Genomic DNA, 23,534 nt, shown 5'->3' on the forward strand with positions numbered 1-23,534 from the left:
ACGTGCCGCGTACGACAACGCGCGCGCTCACCTATCGTCATTCAACTACTTGTTCAAGAGCCCGCTGCCATGCTGAACGGACGCGACCCGCGCATCGATTTTTTTCGGGGCCTGGCGTTGATCTTCATTTTCTGGGATCACGTCCCCCACAACCCTCTTGGCCTGATCACTCTGCGCAACTTCGGCTTCAGCGACGCGGCGGAGGTCTTCGTGTTTCTCGCCGGGTTCGCCTCGGTGCTGGCCTACGGCAAGGTCATGCAGCGAGAAGGTTATTGGATGGCCTGCCTGAAAATCCTGCGCCGCACCTGGGTGTTGTATGTGGTGCATATTTTCCTGCTGGCCATGCTGATGGGTATCGTGTTCTTCGCCAACAACCATGTAGAAACCCGCGACCTGGTGGCGGAGATGGGCCTGACGCACTTCGTCACCCACCCGCAACAGGCACTGACCGACGAACTGCTGTTGCGCTTCAAGCCCAACCTGATGGATCCGTTGCCGTTGTACATCGTCTTGCTGGCTGGTTTGTCCGTGGTGCTGCCGCTGATGGTGCACGCGCCCTGGGCCGTGGTGAGTGTCTCGCTGGTGGTATACCTGATGGCGCCGTGGATGGGCTGGAACCTGCGCGCCATTGCCGATGGCGTGTGGTATTTCAACCCTGTTACCTGGCAATTGCTGTTTGTGCTGGGGGGCGCCGCGGCGATTTACAGCCAGCGGCCCAGAGCCCCGGAGGCGCGGCCCTTGCTGCGCCAACCGCGGTTTGTCGCGGCGCTGGTATATGTGCTGGTCGCCGGTGTGATCACACTGTCGTGGTTCTGGCCTGAGGTTCATGACGCGGTGATGCCCGCAACCGTCAGCAACTGGCTGTACCCGATCAGCAAGACTGACCTGTCGCCGGTACGTTTGCTGCACTTCCTGGCCCTGGCCTATGTCACCGCCAAACTGTTGCCGGGCAGCACGTGGACACAAAACTGGCCAGCACAGCAAACCTGCCGGATGGGGCGTTATTCGCTGGAAGTGTTCTGCCTGGGCGTACTGCTGGCGCCATTGGCGGATATGGTCAATGCCCTGGCCGGTGATGCCTTCTCCATGCAGATTTTCACTGCGTTGGTGGGCGCTGGCGTGATGGCCCTGCTGGCCGCTTGGCTGGAGTTCAACAAGCGTCTGGCCCACCCCAAGCAGGCCAGCCCCGCCTGAAGGACCTCGCCATGCCCGAACGGGGCATGGCGTTCGGCAATGTGCCTCTCGGATCAGGGCAAATCGCTGGTTGGACTCACAGGTAGCTCTTTTCGACGTCCCAATTGTGCAATCAGGTAGGCGACAGAGTCGGCGTTGTTAAGCACCGTAATGATGCGTTTAAGCGGATCGGTTCGGAACATTCGCCGGGCATCGCTGAGGGTTTGCGTACCCGTAGCGGCGAGCAGCCTGTTAAAAACAGGCTCCGTTGACGTGCCCAGGCTCGGATCAGACTTGAGACCGGTGGCGATGTCCACAACCTGAAACAGCTCCTGAACCGGCGTAGTGAGCGACAGTCTTGAAAGCTGGCGGTTTTCCAACACTGTCTTAGTGCTATTGCCGTCAGTGGTTTGAGGGTCAATCAAGTCATGGAAGGGATGGGTGGAGTGCACGTAAGCCAAGTCCAACGTCGCACACACATGATGAGTGATTTCGTGAATGAGGGTGGTCGCACGGGCATGGACATTGACGTAGAACGGCTTTATCAACAGATGACTGTATTTCAGTCCTGGGACGAAAAATGCCTCGGTCAAGTACACCAGTTGAAGGGGGTCGGGGACAATCGTAAAGGCCATCACCTTGTATACCCCCTGAAGTGCCGGCATCCGCGAGCGGCCAATGACAAATCGCGTTGAGTTCGGCGAGGCCAGGGAAGGCTCCATCAGCGCGCTGCACACCTTGTCGACGACCTCCTGAATTTTTTCAAGGTGTTCGGCCTCAAGTGTCTGCAAACCAAAAAACGTTTTGATCTGTTTGACGAGCTCAGGTGCAGCAAGGGGCGTTTGTGCGAGCAGGCGCAAGTTTTCCTGGGCGTTCTTTGTATAAAACGTGGCCAATGCCAGTGCTTCGGTAATCATCAACGATTCCTGAGCGTATAGCGCTCGAATCTCGCGCATCCCGCTGGCCAATATATTCATGCTGGGGCGCGCAAATGGCTCGGAGTAGAAGCGATTGGTCAGTCGCGCAATGGCTCGTCGCCCCGTCAGCAATGGGTCAGTGCTACTGAGCATCCACTGTTGTCGAGGGTTGCGCTGTACCTCAGGACCGACTTCGCCATCACCGATGATGCGCCAACCCTGGCCATGCTTGATGACTTCGAACACTTTCCCTGCCACCGCCGCGTAGTAGTGGTTGGAGGCCGACCGGTAAAGGTTGAGTGAGGTATCTTTGATCAGGCTGGCCAAGCTCGGCTCAAGGACTTCAAAACGCTGGAGCCGGGTGCGGGAAGCAGCGGTAATGTCCAGCGCGGGCCAGGACACCACAGAGGCCACGGGTGTAGAAGGTGCCGGGGGCATGCCGCCCTCTGATACGGGAGGCATGGAATCGCTCAAACCGGCCAGCAAGGCGACACCACTGATGAAATGCCCCAGTGCCTCATGCCACTGGTGGCTTTGCAGCTCCTCGGCAGAAGCCTTGAACAGTTTATAGCTCTGCCAGACCACCAGGGGGTAGGCCAGTTTGCCGGCAAAAAATACAGTGGCCGCCTGCACGCTCTCAGAGAACACGGCCTTGGCCGTATCCCAGGCAGTGCCTGCATCAGCGGCTTTTTGGCAGCCCAGCAGCGTTGTCAGCAGCTCGACATTGTCGGTGAACAGCTGTTTGAACAGCGGCGTGTTGATGGGGTTGCTTGCCAGCTGCAGGGTGGTGCTGGCCAGGGGTTGCTCCAGTGCGCTCGTCAGTGCCGCTTGGTCAACGGTCGAGACCCCCAGCCGAACCCAACGCTGTAAGGCGCCGGCGGCTGTCAACTCAGCACGGAGTGCGGCCTCAACGGTATATTCCTTGAGGGTGTAGCCTGGACTATAGGGGGCATAAAGGATTTGAGGTCCCTCGTCACCGGAGGCGGAGCCGATCAAATAAGCCCCGGGAATCTTGATGGTTTTCTTCCCGTCATCCACCAGCAGTTCCAGAGGGCGGATCATGGCGTTGGCATTCACTACTGTCGCACGGGCGATCGCATCGGGCATATCCATGATCTGTTGAATGAGCCCGAAGGCCGTCGGTGAAAGCTGGTCTTGCAACCTCATGCCGTGAGCGTATTGCATCAATTGCCACGGCAGTTGCTTGGCGAATCGCGTATAGCGTTGCTCAAAGTCCGGGCTGGCAGGGCCCAGGAAGGACTTGATGTACGTTTGGTAAGCCGCGTTGATGTTCAACGCCTGTATCCGCGTTTTCAGCGTCTGCGCATCCAGGGTGGATGGCAACGGCGTTGTACCGGTGCTGGCGAAGAAGGGCACCTCATCCTTCCAGTACGACTGATGACTCAAGGCATAGTCCAGCAGCGACTGGTTGCGGGCAGGTGTACTGCCCTGCGCCGGTAGCCCGACTTCGACTTCATCAGGTGTGACGCTGTCCTGAACGTCAAGGTCCTTGAGTAACGTGCTGAGTTTCTTGAGCGTGAACTGAGCCAGTGAGTCGATCCCGTGCAGGTAATCCTGATGGTCGGTGACGTTGTTTCGATACTGCTCCAGCAATTCGACGTACAGCTGTTGATCCACAGCATGGGCTTTGCCCAACCATTGCAAACCCTGTTGCTGGATCATGGCCTGGACCATGTCCTTGGCACGCTGCACGTTGGTGGGCGCCAGGCTTTGTGTGGCTTGAACCTGCCAGAGCTTACGCAACTGATCGACCGATAGCTGCATGGACAGGATTTGCGCCAGTTCACGGTCTTTTTGTTGAGCGTAGGTTCGTTGCAAGTGCTCAACGAGGTTGTCTTCGATCAGTTCAAGGGAACTGAATGCATAGCTCGGTTGTGCCTCCCAGTCCGGTGGCGCCAGGTTCGCCAGGAAAGCCTGTCGCTCGTTCGGGATTGCCAGGCGTCGATCCATCTCTGCTTTGAAGTCATTCAATGAGCAGAAGCTTTCCAGGCCCAACGCGGGCGTCCACAGCAGCGTGCGGCCCGAATATCGAAGATCAAGCCCGCCGCGCTCGGTCAGCACGAAACAGTTATTGAGTACCAGCGGGGTATTCTGCCCAGTCGGTACGACCTGCAAAGAAAACGCATCAGGGCGGAACCCATTGACACCAGGGCGTAAGTCTCTGGCGTAAATACCTAACACGGTCAAAAGCACTTCGTAGTCGAGGGGCAATAAAGCGTTGTTCCAAAGCCTGACTTGCACTTCCCCTGTCAAGCCCATCTCCATTGCCTTTCTCAGCAAGGGCTGCATGTTGGGGGACACGCTGTGGGTTCTACGCAGGTACTGTTTAAACCCACCGACTGCACTGTTGATCAGCGTATTGAAGGTAGCGGCGTCCATACCTGAGACCTTGGTGGCGGGTTTGCCAGGAGGGGTTGAATAGACGTGAGTGTTAAGCGGATCGATGAGTGGACCCACTTCGCCACATAAGCGCGCCAGAAAATAGTCGACCATACTGCTCGATGAGAGCAGTTGAGGTTTGTCAGTGCCATTTGAAGGGTTGCTGTATTGGCGTACCGAGAGACACGCGGCCTGCAACTCTTGCTGCTTGATAGCGTACAGTTTGGTATTGAGATAGGTGATAACGGAACGCTCCAGCGAGGGGCGAAACGATAGGTGTTGTTCGATTTCGGCAGTGACGTTTTCGAGTAAATGCACCGTTGTGCGCATTGCAGCAAGCGTTGGTGGAATCCTGGGTTCAGTCACCGTCGCCGTCCAGGTCTCTGTCAACTGGGTACTCCAACGCCCCATGGGTTCGAAGGTCAGTAATGTTGGATCAATCATTCCACGTACATCCAGCACATGATCAACCAGGGCATCGAGGTCCATCGTGCCCTGGCTCAGGCGATACTGATCGAGGGCGTATTCAAGGTTGCGACCTTGCTTTTCAATGATGCCCTCCATGATGCGTTGGAAAATAACCCCGGTGATGGGGCCTTTGGTGACTTCGCAGGCCAGCAGGTCGACTTCGTTATAGCGTTCCGGCCTGGACAGATGCTTTCTCCAGGCATCGGCATGCTGCCGGGGGTTGAGACTATCGAGAAGGTGGGTTTTCAGGGCGCTCAGATCGGTAAACGATCGCAGGCCCTGGAGGGGGGTATAGAGCAGCCAGGGCGAGCCATCGTCGCTTTTGTTACTGCTGATGATAAGTGTGCCTGCCAGCTCGGCGGGGGTCTGTTCGGGCTCACTCAGCAGTGCCTTTTCAACATCGATCGCAGGAGCAAGCGTTGTCGCAGGCAGCGCAGCCTTGAGCGGCAAGGCCTGTAGTTGCAGACGCTGCTCAACCGTAATCGTGGTTTGCTGTTGTTGCTCCAGCGCCACCGTGAAAAAGGCATTGGCCATGGCGTTGGTAAAAAGTTGTAGCCGTGAGAACCCAGCGGCGGCCGGCAGCGTCCAAAATGTCTTGGGCTGTTGCTTCATATATGCTTTCAAGCCCTGGGCCAATCCCTGGACTGATACGTCCCAACGCAACTGATCATCAGCTTCCTGAGTAGGCTGCTGGGGGTTGTGGTAGCGCCGGGTTTCACCCACAGGCCAGCCATTGGCGACAAAATACCTGAGGACAGTTTCGCTCAAGGAGCGGGTGGTCGTGTGTCGGGACGTTGGCGAATCAGAATTGCCTGATTCGCTGGATGCGTCGATGACATAACTCTGCACTTGGATTTGGCGCTGATCGCCCCCCGTAAAAGACTGCGCCAACTTGGAGGAAATGTATTCATCCAGCAGAGAAGTGAAACTGGGCAGCTTGAGCAGCTCCTCGCGCATCAAACGAGCATTTTCGAGCAGGTTATTGGAGAGGGTCGCATGTTGTGCTTCGAAGACAGCGCCAGCCACGGTATGTGCGGTAATCGTCAGGGTTGCAGTAGGCGTCAGGGTGACTTGCTGGGAGATGGAAAGGTAATCAAGCAACGCTTGGCGCTGCGACGAGTCTTTGAGCCACGACTTCAGTTGCGTCTTGAGGATTTCATGGCTTTCCAGCTTTTCCAGACCACGAGCGGGTGTATAGAGAACAACCCCGCCTTCTGGGGCGGGGCTCATGACGAATGCACCCGCCAATTCAATAGCCGGTTGACCAAGCACATTCAGTTGCAGGGTTTGGACGTGCATCGGCGCTTTGTGCGCCCGCCGCAAAGCATCGGTGGCCAGATAGACCGAGTCGAACCAGTCAAGGTCCTTGAGGGTAAAGTTGCGTGAGCGTTGGCGCTCGCTTAGCTGCGTGCGATCTGTTTGGGTTTCGCTGAAAAAATACGGTGGGGTGTCAGTGCTCATCGAGTGCTCTCCGTGCCGGATTGGCTGCTGAAGATCACTCTGGCGTTTCAAGTTTCAGCCGAGGGGCTACATATGCACCAGCGCTTCATGCCCCGGTGGAATGCCCGACACATCCCACGCCGTCCCCCCGAAAAAGCGCAAGTGCGCTCGACAGCGTACCGGTATCGCCCTCAGTAATGAACGCGTCCCGGAAGGCTTTCCCGGTCTCCGGGTTGAACAGGCCATCACGCTCAAACCGTTCAAAAGCCTGGCGGGCCAAGACACCAGACCACTTGTAGGAATACATCTTGGCCCCATAGCTACCCATCGGTTGTTCGAAACTGTTGATCGGGCGGATGCCATCAGGCCACTGCAAATGCCCGATTTCACTGTTGGCATGGGTGAAAACCTCATGAGGTGTACGCCCGTCGCCGTAGGTACGGTGCAGCTCAAAGTCGACGAGACCCGTGAGCAAAATACTGGCGGTTTCCTGACTGGTCTGGGTGTGAGCAAATCGGCTCATTTGAGTGGCCATATCGTCAGGCAAGGGATCTCCTGTCTGGAAATGGCCGGATAGCCAGACCAGGAACGACGCAGTAAAGCAGAATTGCTCCAGCACCTGGCCGAAAAACTCCGTCGTATCATGGCCTAATTGGCCCATACCGGAAATCGCCCGGTAGGGGGCGGCGGTCAACAAGTGCTGCAGGCAGTGGCCGAACTCATGCAATAAGACCCTCAATTGCAAGTGATCCAGCAAGCAAGGCTGGGTCGCTGTCGGTCGCGGCAACTGGCTGCGCAGCACGGCTATAGGCCGTTGTGGACGCCCCTCGGCGGTCATCCGGTGATCGCGCAAACCTGAGGCGGCGCCAATCTCGCCGCCCGCCAGGCGACGATAAGGGTCAATGAACAAATACCCAATGGGCTCGGCGTACTCCCTGAGTTCAAATACCCGCACATCCGGGTGCCAGGTATCGACGGTGGTTTGTTCAATCAGCTCAACGCCGAACAGCGTTTTGGTGAACGCGCACAAGCGTTGCAGCACCGTTTCCAGTGGGAAGTATTTGCGCACGGCGTCTTGGGAGACACCCGCCACGTCCTGGCGAATCTTTTCCGCATAATAGTTGTAATCCCAGGGTTCGAGCGCATCGACCCCACGTTGCGCGGCATAGCGTTGCAGTTGTTGTGCCTCATGGGCAAATGTCGTGCGTGCCCGATCAATCTGCTGATAAAGAAATGCAGTGACCTCATCGGTCGTCTGCGCCATTTGCTCCACCAACGCCAGTTCGGCGAAGTTGGCATAGCCGAGCAATTGTGCTTTCTGGTGACGGCTGTCGAGCAACACTGTCAGAACCGGTTCATTGTCGGTGGCAATGTCGTCGGGACCGGTGCCCACGGCACGGCTGTAGTAAGCCACCATCATTTCCTGGCGCAAGGCTCGATGGTCGGCGTAGCTCATCACCTCCTGAAAGGACTGCTCGGAAAGGGTTAATAACCAGCCATCCAGGCCTGCGTCCCGAGCCGCGGCCTCCATGCGTGCCAGGGTCGCGCCAGGCAACCCACTGAGCATCGCCTTATCTTGAATGTGCTTACGCCATGCGTCGCCGGAGTCTTTCACACGCCGCAGGAACTCTTGGCTGAACTCCTCGATTTGCAGGTTCAACGTTTTGAGCCGTCGTTGATTCTCAGGCGAAAGATCAAGACCCGCCAACTGGTACTTGCGCAGTATTTTATGCAATGCACTGTGGCGCTGTTGATTGAAAAGGGCTGCGGGCGGGCTATCGGCAAGTTGTCGGTGAAGCTGGTACAGATCATTGTTCGCGGCCAGCTCGGCGCAGTACTGCCTTGCAAGCTCATAACTGCGATGTGATGCCAGCTTCCATGTCGGCCCCTGGGGAACGGAGTCAAGCAACTCAATGATTTTGAGAAAGCCGTCCAGGCGTGCCTCCAGCTCTTCCACTGCTTGCACCAGGTCGTCCCACGTGGGGAATAACGACTGGCTGGCAATGATCGTGGCGGTGGTGTTGCGGCTATCAGCGATGATTTGCTCAATGGCGGGAACAAAGTGTTCTGCTCTGATGGCAGAGAACGGTGGCAAGTCGTAGGGCAGTAGCAGAGGGTTTCTTTCAGGCATGAAGTCACTCTTCAAAGGTTGCTGTCGAAGCAGCCAGCCTAGGGAATGAATTATCGTTGGAGGGGTAGATAGATAAGAGCAAAGCGATAACGCGCGTAACCGGATGCCCCGCGTTATACACAGCCACAGTGCTCGCGATATCAGGCCCCAGGGGCGGCAGGCACCTCACCGCAAATAGAGGATCGTGCAGAGAATACGGCGGTCAAAAGCCCCACCCCGCGGTAGAGCGGGGTGGGGCTTTTTGTCACAAGACACACATCAGGACGCGGAACGCACCGTCCCTTGAGCGACGGTCTTTGGCTGCAACCTGAACACGTAGAACAGCACGGTCAACACCACCAGGAACACCGGGCCCACATACAGTGCCACACGGGTATCGGGGAAGTACGCCATCAGCCCCACCACCATCACCAGGAACGCCAGCGCCAGGTAGGAACTGACCGGGTACAACCACATGCGGTACTTGAGGCCGGCCGCTTCGGCCGGGCTCAGGCTTTTGCGGAACTTGAGCTGGGCCAGCAGGATCATCAGCCAGGTCCAGATCGCGCCGAACGTGGCAATGGAAGTGACCCACACAAAGACTTTTTCCGGGACCATGTAATTGAGCAGCACACCCAGCAACAGTACGAAGATCGACAACAGCAACGCCTTGCGCGGTACGCCGTTGCTCGACGTGGTGCCGAAGGTGGCAGGTGCCTGGCCGTTCTGCGCCAGGCTGTAGAGCATACGCCCGGTGCTGAAGATGCCGCCGTTGCAGGACGACAGCGCGGCGGTGATCACCACGAAGTTGATGATGCCCGCAGCGGTCTTGATACCCAGACGCTCGAAGGTCATCACGAATGGGCTGCCCTGGGTGCCGATTTCATTCCATGGGTAGATCGACAGGATCACAAACAACGCCCCCACGTAGAACAGCAGGATGCGCCAGAACACCGAGCCGATGGCACTGGGAATGGTCTTCTGCGGGTTCTTCGCTTCACCAGCGGTCAGGCCGATCATCTCCACGCCCAGGTAGGCGAACATCACCATCTGCAAGGACATCAACACTCCCGTGATGCCATTGGGCATAAAGCCGCCGTGGGCCCACAGGTTGGAAATGCCCAGCGCCACGCCGTCATTGCCAAAACCAAACGCGATGATGCCGACGCCGCCGATGACCATGGCAATGATGGTGACGATCTTGATCAGCGCGAACCAGAACTCGAACTCACCGAACGCCTTGACCGCGATCAGGTTGATCGTGCCCATGCTGATCAACGCCGCCAGGGCCCAGATCCAGCGTGGGGTGTCGGGAAACCAGACGCCCATGTACACGGCCACGGCGGTGATTTCCGCCACGCAGGTCACCAGCCACAGGAACCAATAGTTCCAGCCGGTGAGAAAGCCCGCCAAGGGGCCGAGATAGTCTTGGGCGTAACGACTGAACGAGCCGGCGACAGGGTTGTGCACCGCCATTTCGCCGAGGGCGCGCATGATCACCAGGATCGCCAGGCCGCCAATGATGTACGAAAGCATGATCGCCGGGCCGGCCATTTCAATGGCCTTGGCCGAACCAAGGAACAGGCCGACACCGATACAGGCGCCAAGGGCCATCAGGCGAATATGCCGTTCACCGAGTTCGCGTTTGAGCGGGCCGCCTTGAGCGGTCTCGCCATGGGGCAGTGGGTTGCCGACTGGCATAAAGGTACAACCTCATTTTGTTATTGGATTGTCCGTCGAGTTTGCGGGGTGCAGGCCGGTAAGCCTGTGCCCTTGTCGAAACCGGGGCCGCCTCATGGACGGACCCTTCTTGCCGGGCAAGATCAGCGGGCCGTGCAGTATAAAAACCTCGACACAGGGCCTTTCACTATAAAACACGCCAATTTCAGCGGTACCTCGCGGGAAAAAGCCGGTTTATGGAGGGGCATTAGCTGATCCCGCGTGAAAGGCCACGGGGCGAAACGGCGGCGAGTATTGCACAGCCAGGGTGCATCGTCATGCCCCTACCATCGCCCAATGGTCACTGCGAGGGGCTCTATCTCAAGGCTTTCACGCCATAGCGATACAAACCATGGAAAAAGGCGAAAGGTCCCGGTGAAGACTGCGCCCGCAACCGGCACGCTCTGTCATTACCTTCAACGAGACTTCATGGATGACTGAATTGACCACCCGGCATGAGCAGCCGACTCCATCCCAGCGTCAGGACGGCGATCGGCAAATGCTGGACACCCTAATTGCACACCTCAAGACCGAACCCTACGCTGCCGCAGACTCACTCCCGGTGCCGACCCACTGTGCACTCGGCTGCTGGCTTGTGCTCTATCGCCAAGCCCTCGGCCACCCCTCTTTCGTGGCCTGGGCCGGGCAGCGGCGTTTCAACCCGATGGAAGTGAACGTGCGCAACGGCACTCTGTATGCCAACGGTGCCACCTTCACCTATGAGGACGCCAGCGGCTGGCAGCAGCTCGCGCCGCCCATTCGGGCCATCGCCCTGATCATCGACCCGGATGCCATCGGCCTGGCCTACCCTGCCGCAAACCTGTCACTGAGCGCCCGTCAGGTGCTGCGGTTCCACGGCTACCCCCAACCGACTACGCTTGCCCAACGCGGCGTGCTGATTGACGCACTGGGTAGGACCGAACCTGCGCTCGCGGACGCGTTCGAGCGACTGAATCAGGATCTGCACGCGGCAGCCAATGCACTGCATGCACAGATCATCGAAGACGACCTGAACGAACACACATTCAACCTGTTGAGTGTGTACCGCTGCCGTTTCCCCCTGGCTGGCGGCTCGTTCTGGGCCGTGACCATGCAGACCGCCGCAACGTTACTCGGGGAGATCACTGAGCATCCGCAGTTTCTCGCCTTGACTCGCCCCGATGCACTGACCCAAGGCCTGTACGAATTTGACCACCAGCAACACTCGATCAGAGGCGCCGGCCCCTGGGGTCAACGGGTAGACATCAGCCATGAACAACTGTCGCAGCTGCCGCTGGGCGATCGCCTTGAACGCTTGCAAGCCTGCGCTGCGGCCATGAACCTGTTCGTCCATCAGGACGGCCAATTCAGCCTCGCCCAGTTGCTCAGCTTGCACGACCTGCCGTTGCCGGATAATCGCGAGGCGGCCTGGGAGCTGATGGAACAACTGCAGCGCAGCGAACCGGTGGCGGTGCCGCCCGTGAGTGATCTGGCGCATTCCGACGTCGCCTTGCGCCAGTATCGACAACGCCTCGAAACCACCCGGCTCGCTAGCCCCCAGCAGGGCAATTACTGGGAAGCCCTGGGTATGCCACTACCGGGTGCGCTGACCCTTTCAACCGAACAACGCGCGAAGGTGATCCATATCAGCGCCACGTTTGTCCCACAACCCAGCTCCGGTTTGTTCAACCTGCTGGCCGCCGGTCTGCCGCCCGGGCCACCGGATGAACAACTGCAACAACTGCTTGCCGCTCCCCGTGCGCAGAAGCTGGCCGACTCATTGCTCGGCGCCGTGGGCTGGTTTGGACACGCCCCCGGTGAAACGACCAACAACACCAGTCGAGACGCATTGGTCCTTGCCGCGCTGATCCTCAGTCTCGACCCGCAGGCCGCACAATCGCGATACACCCTCGCCGGCCTGAACCTGAACCACAGCGATTACCATGGGCATCGTTATGCAGACCTGCGCCGCTCACTTGAGCTGCACCTGATTGCGGCTGGTGTTGCTACTCCCCAAACCACGGGGTTGGCCGCACACCTGTTGCTGGCGGGTGTCGCACCGGAGTTTTTGGTGCAAGGCATCCCTGATTCGCTGTACTTCATGACTTCCCACGCCTGGATGCTGTTCAAACAAGGCGTGATGCTGGCAGAAGAGCTCGCCTGCGGGTCAACACGACAGCTGGCGTTCAGCGACATCATCGCGCTTGCCATCCAGGAGCCGGCGACGGACCAGGAACGCTTGTGGCGCGAGCATTACGCCACCGCCACTCTGATCGACTGGGCAATCGTCCACGGCGAACTGCGACCTGCACAGACCTATCGAACCGATGAACTCGACGCCATCAAAGAACGCCTGAAGGCCCGTATAAAGACTTTGCACGACGCAGCCGAAACCTTGCGCAGCAGGCTCATCACGCGCCGCAGCCTGGCCTTGAGGGACCTTAAACGCGTCTTCCCCAACCACCGCTGGCTGAAGAAAAAATGCCTGCAAGAAGGACAAGGCCCCTTTCGGCTCCCCTCCTACAGACCGACCACGGGCGTAAAGCTTCAGTCGTTGGCGGATCTGCATATGGGCGGCCACCTGCAACCCATTGACGATAAATGGCGCTCAACCGACCCCGAACTCGACCTCGCCCTGCTGAAAAAAAACTTTGGCCAGTTGCGCGATGTCAACGCGCTGTTCAGCGAGGCCGCTGGTGCTTACACGCAAAGACTCAAGGAGGCGTTTATCCGAGCGATCAGTTACCTGCTGTCGCAGTTACCACTGGCCGACCGCAAGCGCTTGCACGAGGGGGCGGTACAACTGCTCGTGGTGAGGCAAGCAGCCAGCAAGCCGCAGATCGAGGAAGGGCCCGGAGAGAAAATGGCCCGTACCGGCCGGTTCGGCTTCATCCTGCGTAGTACGGCAGTCAACACCGTCCATGACTACGAACTGTTTCCCCTGCTCAATCAAGTGCAACAAAACACCCGCCTTCCCGCCATCCTGGAACTAGGAGGCCGCCCGCTCAAAGTCACCACCGGTTCCCCCCACAGCACACGACCGATCGCGTATTTGCATGAGGGCAGTCGCCTGGCCATTGATGAGGATGCCTACTTCAAAGGCACCCCACCCACATCTGGAAGGTATTGCACCGTTATCGTGGATCAACTCTGGCATTTCGAGGGGCTCCCGGCCATTGCTAGTCCGCTGGTGTTCGACTCGCCAAGAAACCTCACATTGGCGAGCACCATCGTCAATCACCACTTTTTCATCGATATCGATACCTGGGTGGCCCAGGCCAAAGGCTTGACCACCCTTGAAGAGCGAAAAAAAAACAGCGAGCAGTTGTTAGAGGCGCTGCTGGGCTTCATACCCTTCTGGACCTGCGGCCATGACCTCGCCTCCGGGGAAATCAAACGCGTGCTCGATGGCACACTGGGCTGTTTCTTCGACATGCTTGGCCTGATCATGCCGACCAAAGGCTTCATTACCAGCGGCTGGGGCCGCCTGATCAAGCCCGCACCGGCCTACTTGAAACTGCTGCAACTGACCAGACTCAGCGCCACCTTTATCAATGAGTTGCTCAACCCACTGGAGGCGGTGCCATCGTTGGTGCGCCTGACGGCCTATGGCCTGGCCAGGTTAAACCACTCAGGCCAGCGGGCACTGGCGGGCGCACTGCGTCATGCCCAGCAACGTCTGGCCCATGGGACGCCGATGGATTACGCCCGGCTGATCAACCGCGCCGACGTCAGGCCTGGCGTTCTGATGCACCCTGAGGGGCTGGCGCCTCTGTTGGCGATCAGGCGCGCCAACGCCTGGCATGCCTTTGACCCCTTCAGTGCAAGGCCGTACGGTCCCGCGCTGAAAGGTTTGCAACTGGACACCACGATGGCCGTCACACCGGTCAGCTTCGCCGACGGCTACAAGGTGCTCGTTGTAGAGCCCTTTTTTGACACGGCGCCCTTGCTCATTCAACGCGTCGACGCGACCGACATGTTGGACCAAGGCCGCGTCTGGCGTTTGTCCCATAAACACCCCAGCCAGCTGGACGAACTCACCTCAGAGGCCCATGCCAAGCTCACCGACCACTTCGACTCGGTCTGCCCCGTCGGCAGAGCAAAGCGCAGCCCGGGGGTGCCCCTCATCTGTTTCACCAAAAGGCTGTACGCCTTTAAGGATTCGATTCATAAACGTCGAGTCCAGGCGCTCGACCATATTCGCATCCAGCCGGCGCCGATGATCGGCGGCAACAAACGCCAGTTGGTCTATTACCGAAACGTGCATGATGTCACCCCGGACTTCGACGGCTTCGAGCTGACCCCTCACCCCCAACCCTCAGCATTGATCTACCAACAGCAGGTCAGCGGCAGGCGCATTGACAGCGAGCCGCAGTTCGGCTTGCCCGAAGACGACCTGGACAACCTGCTCACCCGTAAAACCCAAGTCGTTGAAATCGATGGGCTGGTGAACCTCATCAATGACCGCAGAACGCTTCGGGCGCTGGAGATCACCCTACCCAACACGACAACACCTTACTGGGTGGCCGAGCCCGATGTGGGTGTTTTTTACCGGACAAACGCAACGCCCAGCGGCGCCGACACCTTGCAATTCCAGCAATTGGATTTCAGCCAAGGCGGCGACGATACAGCGCTGATCAGGGCCTACTGCGACACCAAAATGCAGTTCTTGAAAGCCGGCGGGATGATTCCCGACCAACCGCTGGTCACACTGCCGACCCTCGAAGTCCTGTACCGACAGTTGAGCAAGCGCGGGTTTTTGCCGAAAAAAATCGAAAATATCCGCAAAAAGGCCAGCACCCTGAGGGTCATCAAGCAGCGGGAACTGCTGCTTAACGCCTCGGACGAGGGAAGGCGCCTGGATATCAATGTGGTCTCGCGACCGGTGCAACTGGACATCTGGCCACCCAGCTCCGCCACGGGTAGCCCGCTCAACAAATACCTCGCAGAGCAAGCCAACGTCAGCACCCAGGCAGTGGTGGATAGAACCGGCCTGAGATCAAACAACGTCGTCGGGGCGACCCCGGCTGAAATCCTGCGACTGCAAGAAGCTGAACCCGTTGTGATGTGGGAATACAGCAAGATCGGCCACCCGAACTACACCGAGGTCATTCTCAAGACCGGTGCCGGCAATTGTGACCAGATGGCCCATGTGGCATGTGAAATGATCCGAACCAATGGTGGCGTCGCTCACGTGTGGTACTGCCGGGGTCATACCTTTGTGGTGGTGGGTACGGTCCCTGCGGGCTTGACCCAGACCCTGGATTTCCAGGGCGCCGACTGGGCGAACCTGTCTATCTGCGACCCCTGGGCATCCATTACGTGTCCGGCGCAGGACTATATACGGCAACTGAAGATAAAAATGACCGTCTGGTACCTGGAGGACAAGATGGTGTTTTTCCATGATGGCGTGAGCCGTCGCTGGGCACCGGCCAATGACCCGATCTGGCTGAACATACTGGAGACCAGCATTAAATATCCGATGCCATGAACACATTTTTTCCCCAACCGGCTACCCGCGACTAAGCTTCAGGCAAGTCCGATCAATCTGCGTGCAGGGGTCAATCGACTATGGGCGCACTGTGGCAAACCGAATCAAGCAAGGCTGCGAAACTACAAGGCAGTCCGGACCCAGCGCCTTTACCTAAAAATAAACCCCAGCCCCGTTATGTACGGCGGCTGTTCTGGTTGATCGTGCTGATGGCGCTGGTGGCCTTGGGGTTTGCCGCCACCAAAGAGATGCGCACGTCACGCCTGCAGGCCCAGGAACTCAGCCGCCTGGCCCGTACCCTCACCTACCAGGTACAACCCGGCCCCAGCGATGCCATCGCCTATCCCGGTGCCGGCCCGTTCGACCGGCGCCTGGGTTACAGCGACCTCGGCACCTTCCTGCCGCGCTTGCTCAAACGCGGCTATGTAATCGAGGCCCAGGCACGCTTTTCGCCCCAATTGATGGACTATAGCGCCAAGGGCCTGTTCGTGCCCTACACGGAAAAGATCCAGGCCGGGCTGTCCATCACCGATTGCCGAGCCGTGCCGCTCTACCAGTACAAGTACCCGCAACAGTTGTATGAGAGCTTCGACGCCATTGCGCCTCTGGTGATCAGCAGCCTGCTGTTCATTGAAAACCGCGACCTTCTCGACCCCACTCAACCTCAGGCCAACCCTGCCGTTGACTGGCCGCGCTTTGCCAACGCCGCGTGGTCGCAAGTGGCAAAGGCGCTGCATCTGCCGGGACAGAGTGCCGGCGGCAGCACCTTGGCCACGCAGCTGGAAAAATACCGCCACTCTCCGGATGGCCTGACCGTGTCGGGCACCGAGAAACTGCGACAGATGTTTTCTGCCGCCGTGCGGGCCTATCGCAATGGGCCACAAACCTTACCGGCGCGGCAGAATATCCTGCGTGACTACCTCAACAGCGTGCCGCTGTCGGCAGTGCCCGGCCATGGCGAAGTGCACGGCTTGGCCGAGGGGCTGCGAGTGTGGTACGGCGCCGACTTCAACCAGGTCAACCAGGCGCTGGTCGGCCCGGTGAATAGCGAGCAAGGTCTGGCCCTGCGTCAGGTGTTGTCATTGATCATTGCCCAGCGCCGCCCTTCTTACTACCTGGCCAAAGGTCGTGAAGAGCTGGCCCAACTCACCGACAGCCATCTGCGGTTGCTGGCCCACAACGGTGTGATTGCCCCTGCGCTGTTGCAGGCAGCGCTGACGTCCAAGGTCAGTTATCGCGACTGGGTGCAACAACCCACAATGCAACCCATCGAGACGACCAAAGGCATCAGCATGGCCCGCGCCCGCCTCGCCGCCCTGCTCGACCGCCCGCTGTACGATCTGGACCGCCTCGATCTCTCGGCCACCAGCACTCTGCAAGCGCCGTTGCAGGCCCAGGTCAGCGATTACCTCAAACGCCTCGCCGAGCCGGACTACGCACGCCAGGTCGGCCTGCTCGGCGATCGCCTGCTGACCCCAACCAGTACCGCGCAAGTACGTTACAGCTTCACCCTGTTCGAGCTGACACCGGACGGCTCACGGGTACGTGTACAAACCGACAATACCGACCAGCCCTTCGATATCAACGAAGGCAGCAAACTCGAGCTAGGCTCCACGGCCAAGCTGCGAGTGCTGACCACCTACCTGCAAATCATCACCGAGCTGCACGACAAGTACGCCACCCAAACGAGCGCCGCACTGAAGAAAGTCGACATCGCCGAACAGGACCGCATCAGCCGCTGGGCCGTCGACTATCTGATCCAGACACCGGATAAATCCTTGGCCAACATGCTCGACGCCGCCCTCGACCGCACTTACTCGGCCAGCCCCAACGAAGGTTTTTTCACCGGCGGCGGTATGCATCGCTTCCACAATTTTCGCAACGAAGACAACGGCCGCAGCCCGACCCTGCGCGACGCCCTGCGCGAGTCGATCAACCTGCCGTTCATTCGCCTAATGCGTGACCTGGTGCGTTTCAGCACCTATGCGGGCGCCAACAACAGCGCCGAGTTGCTCAAGGACGACAGTGACCCGCGCCGCCAGGAATACCTTGCCGACTTCGCCGACCGCGAGGGTACGACGTTCCTGCGCAAGTTCTGGAAGAAGTACCAGAAGAAAGACACCCAGGACCGCCTCGACACCTTTCTCGACGGCCTGCGCCCCACGCCGATCCGCCTGGCCGCCGTGCACCGTTACTTGTTGCCCAACGCCAGCCAGGGCAGCTTCGACCTGTTCGTGCGTGCGCACCTGAACGGCATCAAAACCAATGAGAAACTCACCGATGAGCGCCTGCAAAATCTCTACAAAGCTTACGGCCCCGGCAACTATGACCTGCCCGACCAGGGCTATATCGCCAAGGTGCACCCTCTGGACCTGTGGCTGATGGGCTACCTGCTCAATCATCCCGAGGCAACCTTCAGTGAGGTGGTCAAAGCCAGCCAGTTCGAGCGCCAGGAGGTCTACAGCTGGCTGTTCAAGAGCCGTCATCAGAGCGCCCGCGACAGTCGTATCCGGACCATGCTCGAGGTCGAAGCCTTCCTCGATATTCATCAGCGCTGGCAGGCGGTGGGCTATCCGTTCGACCATCTGGTGCCCTCCCTGGCCACGGCCATCGGCAGCTCCGGCGATCGCCCGGCGGCGCTCGCGGAATTGATGGGGATCATCCTCAACGATGGCGTGCGTGCGCGGGTGGTGCGTATCGACAGCCTGCACTTTGCCGCTGATACACCGTATGAAACCCAAGTGATCAACGACCCCGCCGAAGGCAAACGGGTGATGCCGCTCGAAGTGGCGCGAGCACTGCGCGGGGCCTTGTCCCAAGTGGTGGATGCCGGTACGGCCAAACGCGTGGCCGGCAGTTTCAAGCTGGACGACGGCACACCGCTGGCCATGGGCGGCAAGACCGGCACCGGTGACAACCGTATCGAAGCCATCGGCGCCGGCGGCCGGGTACTCAGTTCCAAGGCGATCAACCGCACTGCCACCTTTGTGTTCTATATCGGTGACCGGCACTTCGGCACGCTCACTGCCTTCGTCCCAGGCAGTTCGGCACAAACCTTCAAGTTCACCTCGGCGCTGCCCGTGCAGGTGCTCAAAGGCATGGCGCCAATTCTGCTGCCGTACCTAAATCCAGGCAGCCACACGCTGTGCCAGCCCGTGGCTAGTCAACACTGAAAAACAGGCGTCGGGCAAAAGGCCGCGTAATCTTATCCCGGTCAATTTCCAGAGTCTGGCGCACACGCCCGGTCTGGCCACTGCGCATACGTGTGAACGCCTCGGCCTCGACCCGGGCCTGGGCCTGGCGCCCCAGGCGCTCCTGCTCGGGGCTCTTGAGGTGGGGATCGCCCACATAATGATCATCCGGCCCCTGGGCCGTTTTGTAGTGGAAGTGGGCATAGCACAAAACCCGGACGGTATTCCTCGCGTCAACGACCACATACACCTGCAGGTAATCATCAACCGTGTCCTTGAGCAGTACGCGCTGCCCCTTGCGGTAAATGAGCACTTCATTGTGGCGCTTAAGAAAGTCGACGTGGTCCTGAGTGCGGGGCCGCAGCCGGGTCGCTTTAATCCGTGCCGCCAACCCGGCAGCCTTCAGTCGGGCCTCGGCCAGCCGTAGGTCGCGCGCCATCGCCAGTGCCTTGGCTTGCTGCACAGCCACCAGTCGAACGGTTTCCATACCCTGGCGCCTGCGGTCAATCGCCTCGGCGGTCCAGCGGCGGTTATTGGCCTGCGCCTCGAGCAGGTACTCCAGGGAAGACGGATCGTTGATCCGCTCAATCAGAACCTCCACCTGCTGGATCGCTCTACGCTCATCATCCAGCAGTGCCTGACCCTTTTTCAGCAAGCTACCAAGCTGCGCATCAGGCTTGGGCGTCGGCGTCACCGGTTCCCAAACCCCGTCCCGGGCCTCGGTAAACGTGCCGATCAGCTCGCCGTCAGCCTCATGCAGCTCTGCGGTGACGGGCGCCAATGACGTGGCTTCATTGATCTGTACCACATACATATCGTGATTACGCGTACGGATAATTCTTTTACGCCGGGCGCCCTGGGGCACTGGGGCGGGTGCAGTAGGCCGCTCTGTCTGGGGTTCAGGTTGCAAGAGGCTCGCCAGTTCTTTTTCGACCTGTTGGTGCAGGCTTGCAAGCAGCTCCTGCAGTTTTTGCAGGTACTCCAAGTCGAATCTTTCCGGTTCCATGGCACGCCAGAATTCAATCTGATCGTCGACTTGCGCATAGACGTGGTCAATATTCTTAAGCAGTTCAATTCGTTCTGCCGGCGTTGTTTGCAGCTGTTGTAAGTCCGCCAGAGAGCGAGTGGCACGGCGTGCACGCTTGACGGCTTCGTTGACAGCGTCGAAGAAATCGTCGCTGAGCTCAGGTCCCGCAACATCAATCGAAATGCCCCACAAGGTCGTCAGTTGCAAGACTTGCAGATCCTGTATCAAAGGGCGCCCGGCTAGTGTCAGCTCTTGGGCCTTGTCCCGACCTAGTCGGGGAACACGGCTCAAGTCATCCAGATACCCGGCCTCCAGGGTTCGCCAGCGGATGCCCTTTTCCTGCACGGCCGCCAACTCACGCATGAGGGTGCCCAGCTTGGCATGATCCTGCCGGTTGATATCCGATTCGGCTTCTTCCGGGGTTTCCTCACTCAGTCGGTCCAGCAGCGGTCTGAGCCTGGCATTGCAGTCCACTACGTGTCGTCGAGACTGTGTATCCAATAACTGTGCGGTCAGAATCACTGACGCCAACACGCTGCAAAGCTCTTCTTCATAACCAGGGCGAGGAGCCAATTCCCGCAGGTGCTTGAGCAGTCGCAACTCCCGCTGTGCATGCTGAAACTTGTTGCTCATTTCCCGACCATAGCGCTCCCATGCCTGGGTACGTTGCGGGTCAGTGATTTGCCCGGCGGGCCGGGTCGCCAACGTGCGTGCCAGGTGCATCGCGGTGTTCGCCCTGGCGCAGTCCGCCTGGGCATTTCTATAGTCAGCCTCAAGTGCTGAGAGGATGGCCGGCTGCGCTTGCCGGGCTTGCTCAATCACCTCGTCGGCATTGCCGCCCGACAACCGCAGTCTCAAGTCAAAGTCCCACCGCCCCTGGCCCAGATGCCTGAGCCAAGGCCCAAGGGTGGCGCCATCAGCGCTGACCACCCGGACCACGCCTTGATTGATTTGCACCCGGTACAGCGCCCCTCGAACCAACGCCTGCCATTGCGGGGGCACATGGGAGGTATCACGCAACAAGCCCTGGATCGCACCACTGGGCTCGGCGTTATCCAGGGCAACCGGCCAGGGCGTGGGGAAGGTCTTCAGGCGCAACGGCTGGATCAACGCCCGCTGTTGCGGGGTCAGCACGTCGCGGGCATTGGCCCAGCGGGTGGGCGTGTAGAACGTCGCCGGCGGGGGAACAGGCTTGAGCGGTACAGCCCGTTGCACGGGTTCGACACGCGCCAAAGGTGCAAACACCGGGTGCTCCAGTGCCAAATGCTGTTGGGCATCCTGGGGCGTGGCCTGATGGGCCACAATCGCCATCAGGTTCACCAGCATGTCGGTGAGGGCTGCACTCCTCGTTTGCGCGTCGTCACTCTGCAGCCCTCGGACATCGCGCTGCGCGCTGTCAACTAACTGAGCCAGCCAGCCTCCCAGCATCAACGGCCCGTTGAGCAACGGCAGCACAGTGCCCAGTAGCAGCCAACCGACCTGCTTCAAGTTGGCCCAACGCTGCTCGGCATTCGACACCGACTGGCGGTCTGCCAGGGCTACCAATGCCTGGGTCGTGGCGTTGAACACCTGGTCCGCCGGGTCGGTGGCGCCTACCTGTTTGCTCAGTTGTGCCGGTGCCGGCGCCTCATACACGCTGAACTCATCGCCCGGTAGAACGCGGCGAATATGCGGCTCATGAAAGCCATTGTTGGCATAGATCGCCTGGCGCTCAGGCACAAGCCAGGTCAACACATTGTCCTGCAGGGCACCTGGGGTCTTGATCGCCGTAAACAGAGCCTCCAGCGATTCATATTCCAGCAGCATCGGGCTGAACAGTGGCCGGTACAACAGGTGCGGGCCGACTTGCCCTTGTTGCGGCCCAATGATGAACATGTTGGCGACCACATCCGCTGCGGCCTGCGCCGAAGCCTTGAACGCCAACGGCCACAGCGCGACCGCCTGCCCACCCGCCTTGCGTTCGACGGCACTCGCCTGCAAGGCCGCGAGTACCCGCTGAAAACCGCTCCACGTCACACCGTGCTCGCCCTTGATCTTCGATTCCAGGGCCAACATCGGCAGTTGCACCCGCAGTTGCCGGCTGAACTGCTGCCGGCGGCGGGCGGCCCCAGCCGTGTCGTCGATCAGTGTTTTTTTCAGCAGGGCAGGATAGGTTTGTCCCACATCCGCCTCGTCCATACAGCGTTTGATCAGGTCGTACGTCAGCCAGGCCGGTGCCTCTGCGTCGTTGAGCGTGATGCGTTTGGGGGTGTGCGGGAAGCCGGCGAGATTTTCCAGGGCCAGCTCGGTCATTGTCACCGTGACAGGGTCCACTTCCCCGGCAATGAACCCGCCAGGCACCGGCACGGCTGCCGCGACCACTCGATCAAAAGTCAGCGAAACGTCACCCGGCTCAAGGTTCTTCGCACCCGGTTGCCTCCTCAGGCACTGCTGTAACTGGCGGTCGGCGTACTGGCTAATCGACTCGATACCCTCAAGAAAATGCGCAGCCCCGCTTTCATGCTGGGCCAACACCCACTGCTGCAACAACTGGGCGTAGGCGATGCTGTCCTCAGGGCTCGCCTGGATCAGCCACCCCGGCATGGCCTGGCGCAAACGCTGCTGGGGCGCGCTCAGTTCACAGATAAACCAACGCCTGGGATCAATGATGTAATCGAGCAACGCTTGGCACACCTGCGGCGTACGCAGCACCGTGCGCGGGATGCTAGCGATCTCCAGCAGTTGGCGTGCCAGGTAACTCGACGCCAAGGCATCGAACGGGTCGCCTTGAGCCTCCACGACGAACCACTGGTCAGCCGCCCCTGTCAGCACCGGGCTGGTGTAAGCCGCCAACAAAGCGCCGATGTCGTCCAGTCTATTGAGCACGTGCATACCGCTCGCAGGGCTGAACAGCAAGGTAGTAGAGCCATGGTTGAGGACCAGCAGCGGCAACATCTGCGTTTGATCGCCCCCTTGCAGGTGGACGGTCTGCACCCGCAACGGGCCGCCATGCAGGCTCCATGCAGCGGTCGGCCGCACCGGGCGTAACAGGGTTTTGGGGAACAGCGCAGCGAAATGTTTTTCGTCCATGCCAGGGGGGTTCGGTGAGTCGTAGAGCAACGCCAACAGGTGGTCGGACAGATAGCCCCAACGGCCCCTGTTTTTCGCAAGAAGCTCACGCCACCATGTTTGCAAACGATTGGAAAAAGACTTCAGAAGCACGGCGCCGCACTCATTGATCAATTTCTCCAGCTCAGCCAGGGTCGGCCCACTCGGCGCAAACACCTCGCGAACCCGCCGGACCACAACCTGATACTGCTCGACCAGCAATGTCGGCCTGGCACTGGCCAAGCGCTGCACCAGTAATTCGGGCAAAGGCTGGTAAGTGTAGGACGGCAATGCAGCGGAGCTGCCAGCGGTAGGTGTGGCGATATGGATCAGGCCGGCCATCCACTGCTGCGGCGCAAAATGCTGGTCCAGATAGGCTTGGGCAGCCTCTTGCGCCACAGTGAGCAGTGACGGCGGATCGCGGAACAGGGTCTCGATCTGGTCAATATGGGGTTGGCGCAGGGAAGCGGGGCTGGGCTCGGTCGAGGTCATGACAGGGTTTCTCGCTGTGATAGAGCCATCGACGCTACAG

At 59.5% G+C, this 23,534-nt stretch carries 7 protein-coding genes; 3 read left to right on the top strand and 4 right to left on the bottom strand.

The window, feature by feature from the left end; all coding sequences use genetic code 11:
- Nucleotides 1-69: 69 nt before the first annotated feature.
- On the top strand, nucleotides 70-1,194 hold the full coding sequence (locus E4P01_RS08550; RefSeq protein WP_216090806.1) for an OpgC domain-containing protein: 1,125 nt from the start codon (nucleotides 70-72) through the stop codon (nucleotides 1,192-1,194).
- Between the two features lie 53 nt (nucleotides 1,195-1,247).
- On the opposite strand, the gene E4P01_RS08555 is transcribed toward E4P01_RS08550, so the two are convergent.
- The 3 genes from E4P01_RS08555 to E4P01_RS08565 form a co-directional block, all read right to left on the bottom strand.
- Complete coding sequence (locus E4P01_RS08555) at nucleotides 1,248-6,419, bottom strand: DUF6543 domain-containing protein (protein ID WP_216090805.1); 5,172 nt, start codon at nucleotides 6,417-6,419, stop codon at nucleotides 1,248-1,250.
- Nucleotides 6,420-6,504: 85 nt separating this feature from the next.
- A complete protein-coding gene (locus E4P01_RS08560) occupies nucleotides 6,505-8,529 on the bottom strand; it encodes a M3 family metallopeptidase (protein WP_216090804.1) in 2,025 nt (674 codons plus the stop codon).
- Nucleotides 8,530-8,787: 258 nt separating this feature from the next.
- Nucleotides 8,788-10,209, bottom strand: a complete 1,422-nt coding sequence (locus E4P01_RS08565) for an amino acid permease (protein WP_078820379.1) — start codon at nucleotides 10,207-10,209, stop codon at nucleotides 8,788-8,790.
- A 451-nt stretch (nucleotides 10,210-10,660) separates the two neighbouring features.
- Between E4P01_RS08565 and E4P01_RS08570 the strand changes: the two genes are divergently transcribed.
- Both E4P01_RS08570 and E4P01_RS08575 read left to right on the top strand, forming a co-directional pair.
- Nucleotides 10,661-15,697 (top strand): hypothetical protein, encoded by a 5,037-nt coding sequence (locus tag E4P01_RS08570; protein ID WP_216090803.1) that lies wholly within the window; start codon nucleotides 10,661-10,663, stop codon nucleotides 15,695-15,697.
- A gap of 80 nt (nucleotides 15,698-15,777) precedes the next feature.
- The gene (locus E4P01_RS08575) at nucleotides 15,778-18,870 is read left to right on the top strand and encodes a transglycosylase domain-containing protein (RefSeq protein ID WP_216090802.1); all 3,093 of its coding nucleotides are present in this window, start codon (nucleotides 15,778-15,780) and stop codon (nucleotides 18,868-18,870) included.
- Here E4P01_RS08575 and E4P01_RS08580 read toward each other — a convergent pair.
- Nucleotides 18,857-23,494 carry a hypothetical protein gene (locus E4P01_RS08580; RefSeq protein ID WP_216090801.1) on the bottom strand — a complete coding sequence of 1,546 codons (4,638 nt, stop codon included), beginning with the start codon at nucleotides 23,492-23,494 and terminating at the stop codon, nucleotides 18,857-18,859. The two genes, E4P01_RS08575 and E4P01_RS08580, sit on opposite strands and share 14 nt — an antisense overlap.
- Between the last annotated feature and the right edge of the window lie 40 nt (nucleotides 23,495-23,534).

It is taken from the genome of Pseudomonas sp. NCIMB 10586 (assembly GCF_023127895.1).
In the GTDB taxonomy this organism is placed as follows: domain Bacteria; phylum Pseudomonadota; class Gammaproteobacteria; order Pseudomonadales; family Pseudomonadaceae; genus Aquipseudomonas; species Aquipseudomonas synxantha_A.

Coding starts and splice junctions, on each gene's coding strand:
- E4P01_RS08575 (WP_216090802.1), top strand. CDS start 15,778: ATGGGCGCACTGTGGCAAACCGAATCAAGCAAGGCTGCGAAACTACAA.
- E4P01_RS08550 (WP_216090806.1), top strand. CDS start 70: ATGCTGAACGGACGCGACCCGCGCATCGATTTTTTTCGGGGCCTGGCG.
- E4P01_RS08580 (WP_216090801.1), bottom strand. CDS start 23,494: ATGACCTCGACCGAGCCCAGCCCCGCTTCCCTGCGCCAACCCCATATT.
- E4P01_RS08565 (WP_078820379.1), bottom strand. CDS start 10,209: ATGCCAGTCGGCAACCCACTGCCCCATGGCGAGACCGCTCAAGGCGGC.
- E4P01_RS08560 (WP_216090804.1), bottom strand. CDS start 8,529: ATGCCTGAAAGAAACCCTCTGCTACTGCCCTACGACTTGCCACCGTTC.
- E4P01_RS08555 (WP_216090805.1), bottom strand. CDS start 6,419: ATGAGCACTGACACCCCACCGTATTTTTTCAGCGAAACCCAAACAGAT.
- E4P01_RS08570 (WP_216090803.1), top strand. CDS start 10,661: ATGACTGAATTGACCACCCGGCATGAGCAGCCGACTCCATCCCAGCGT.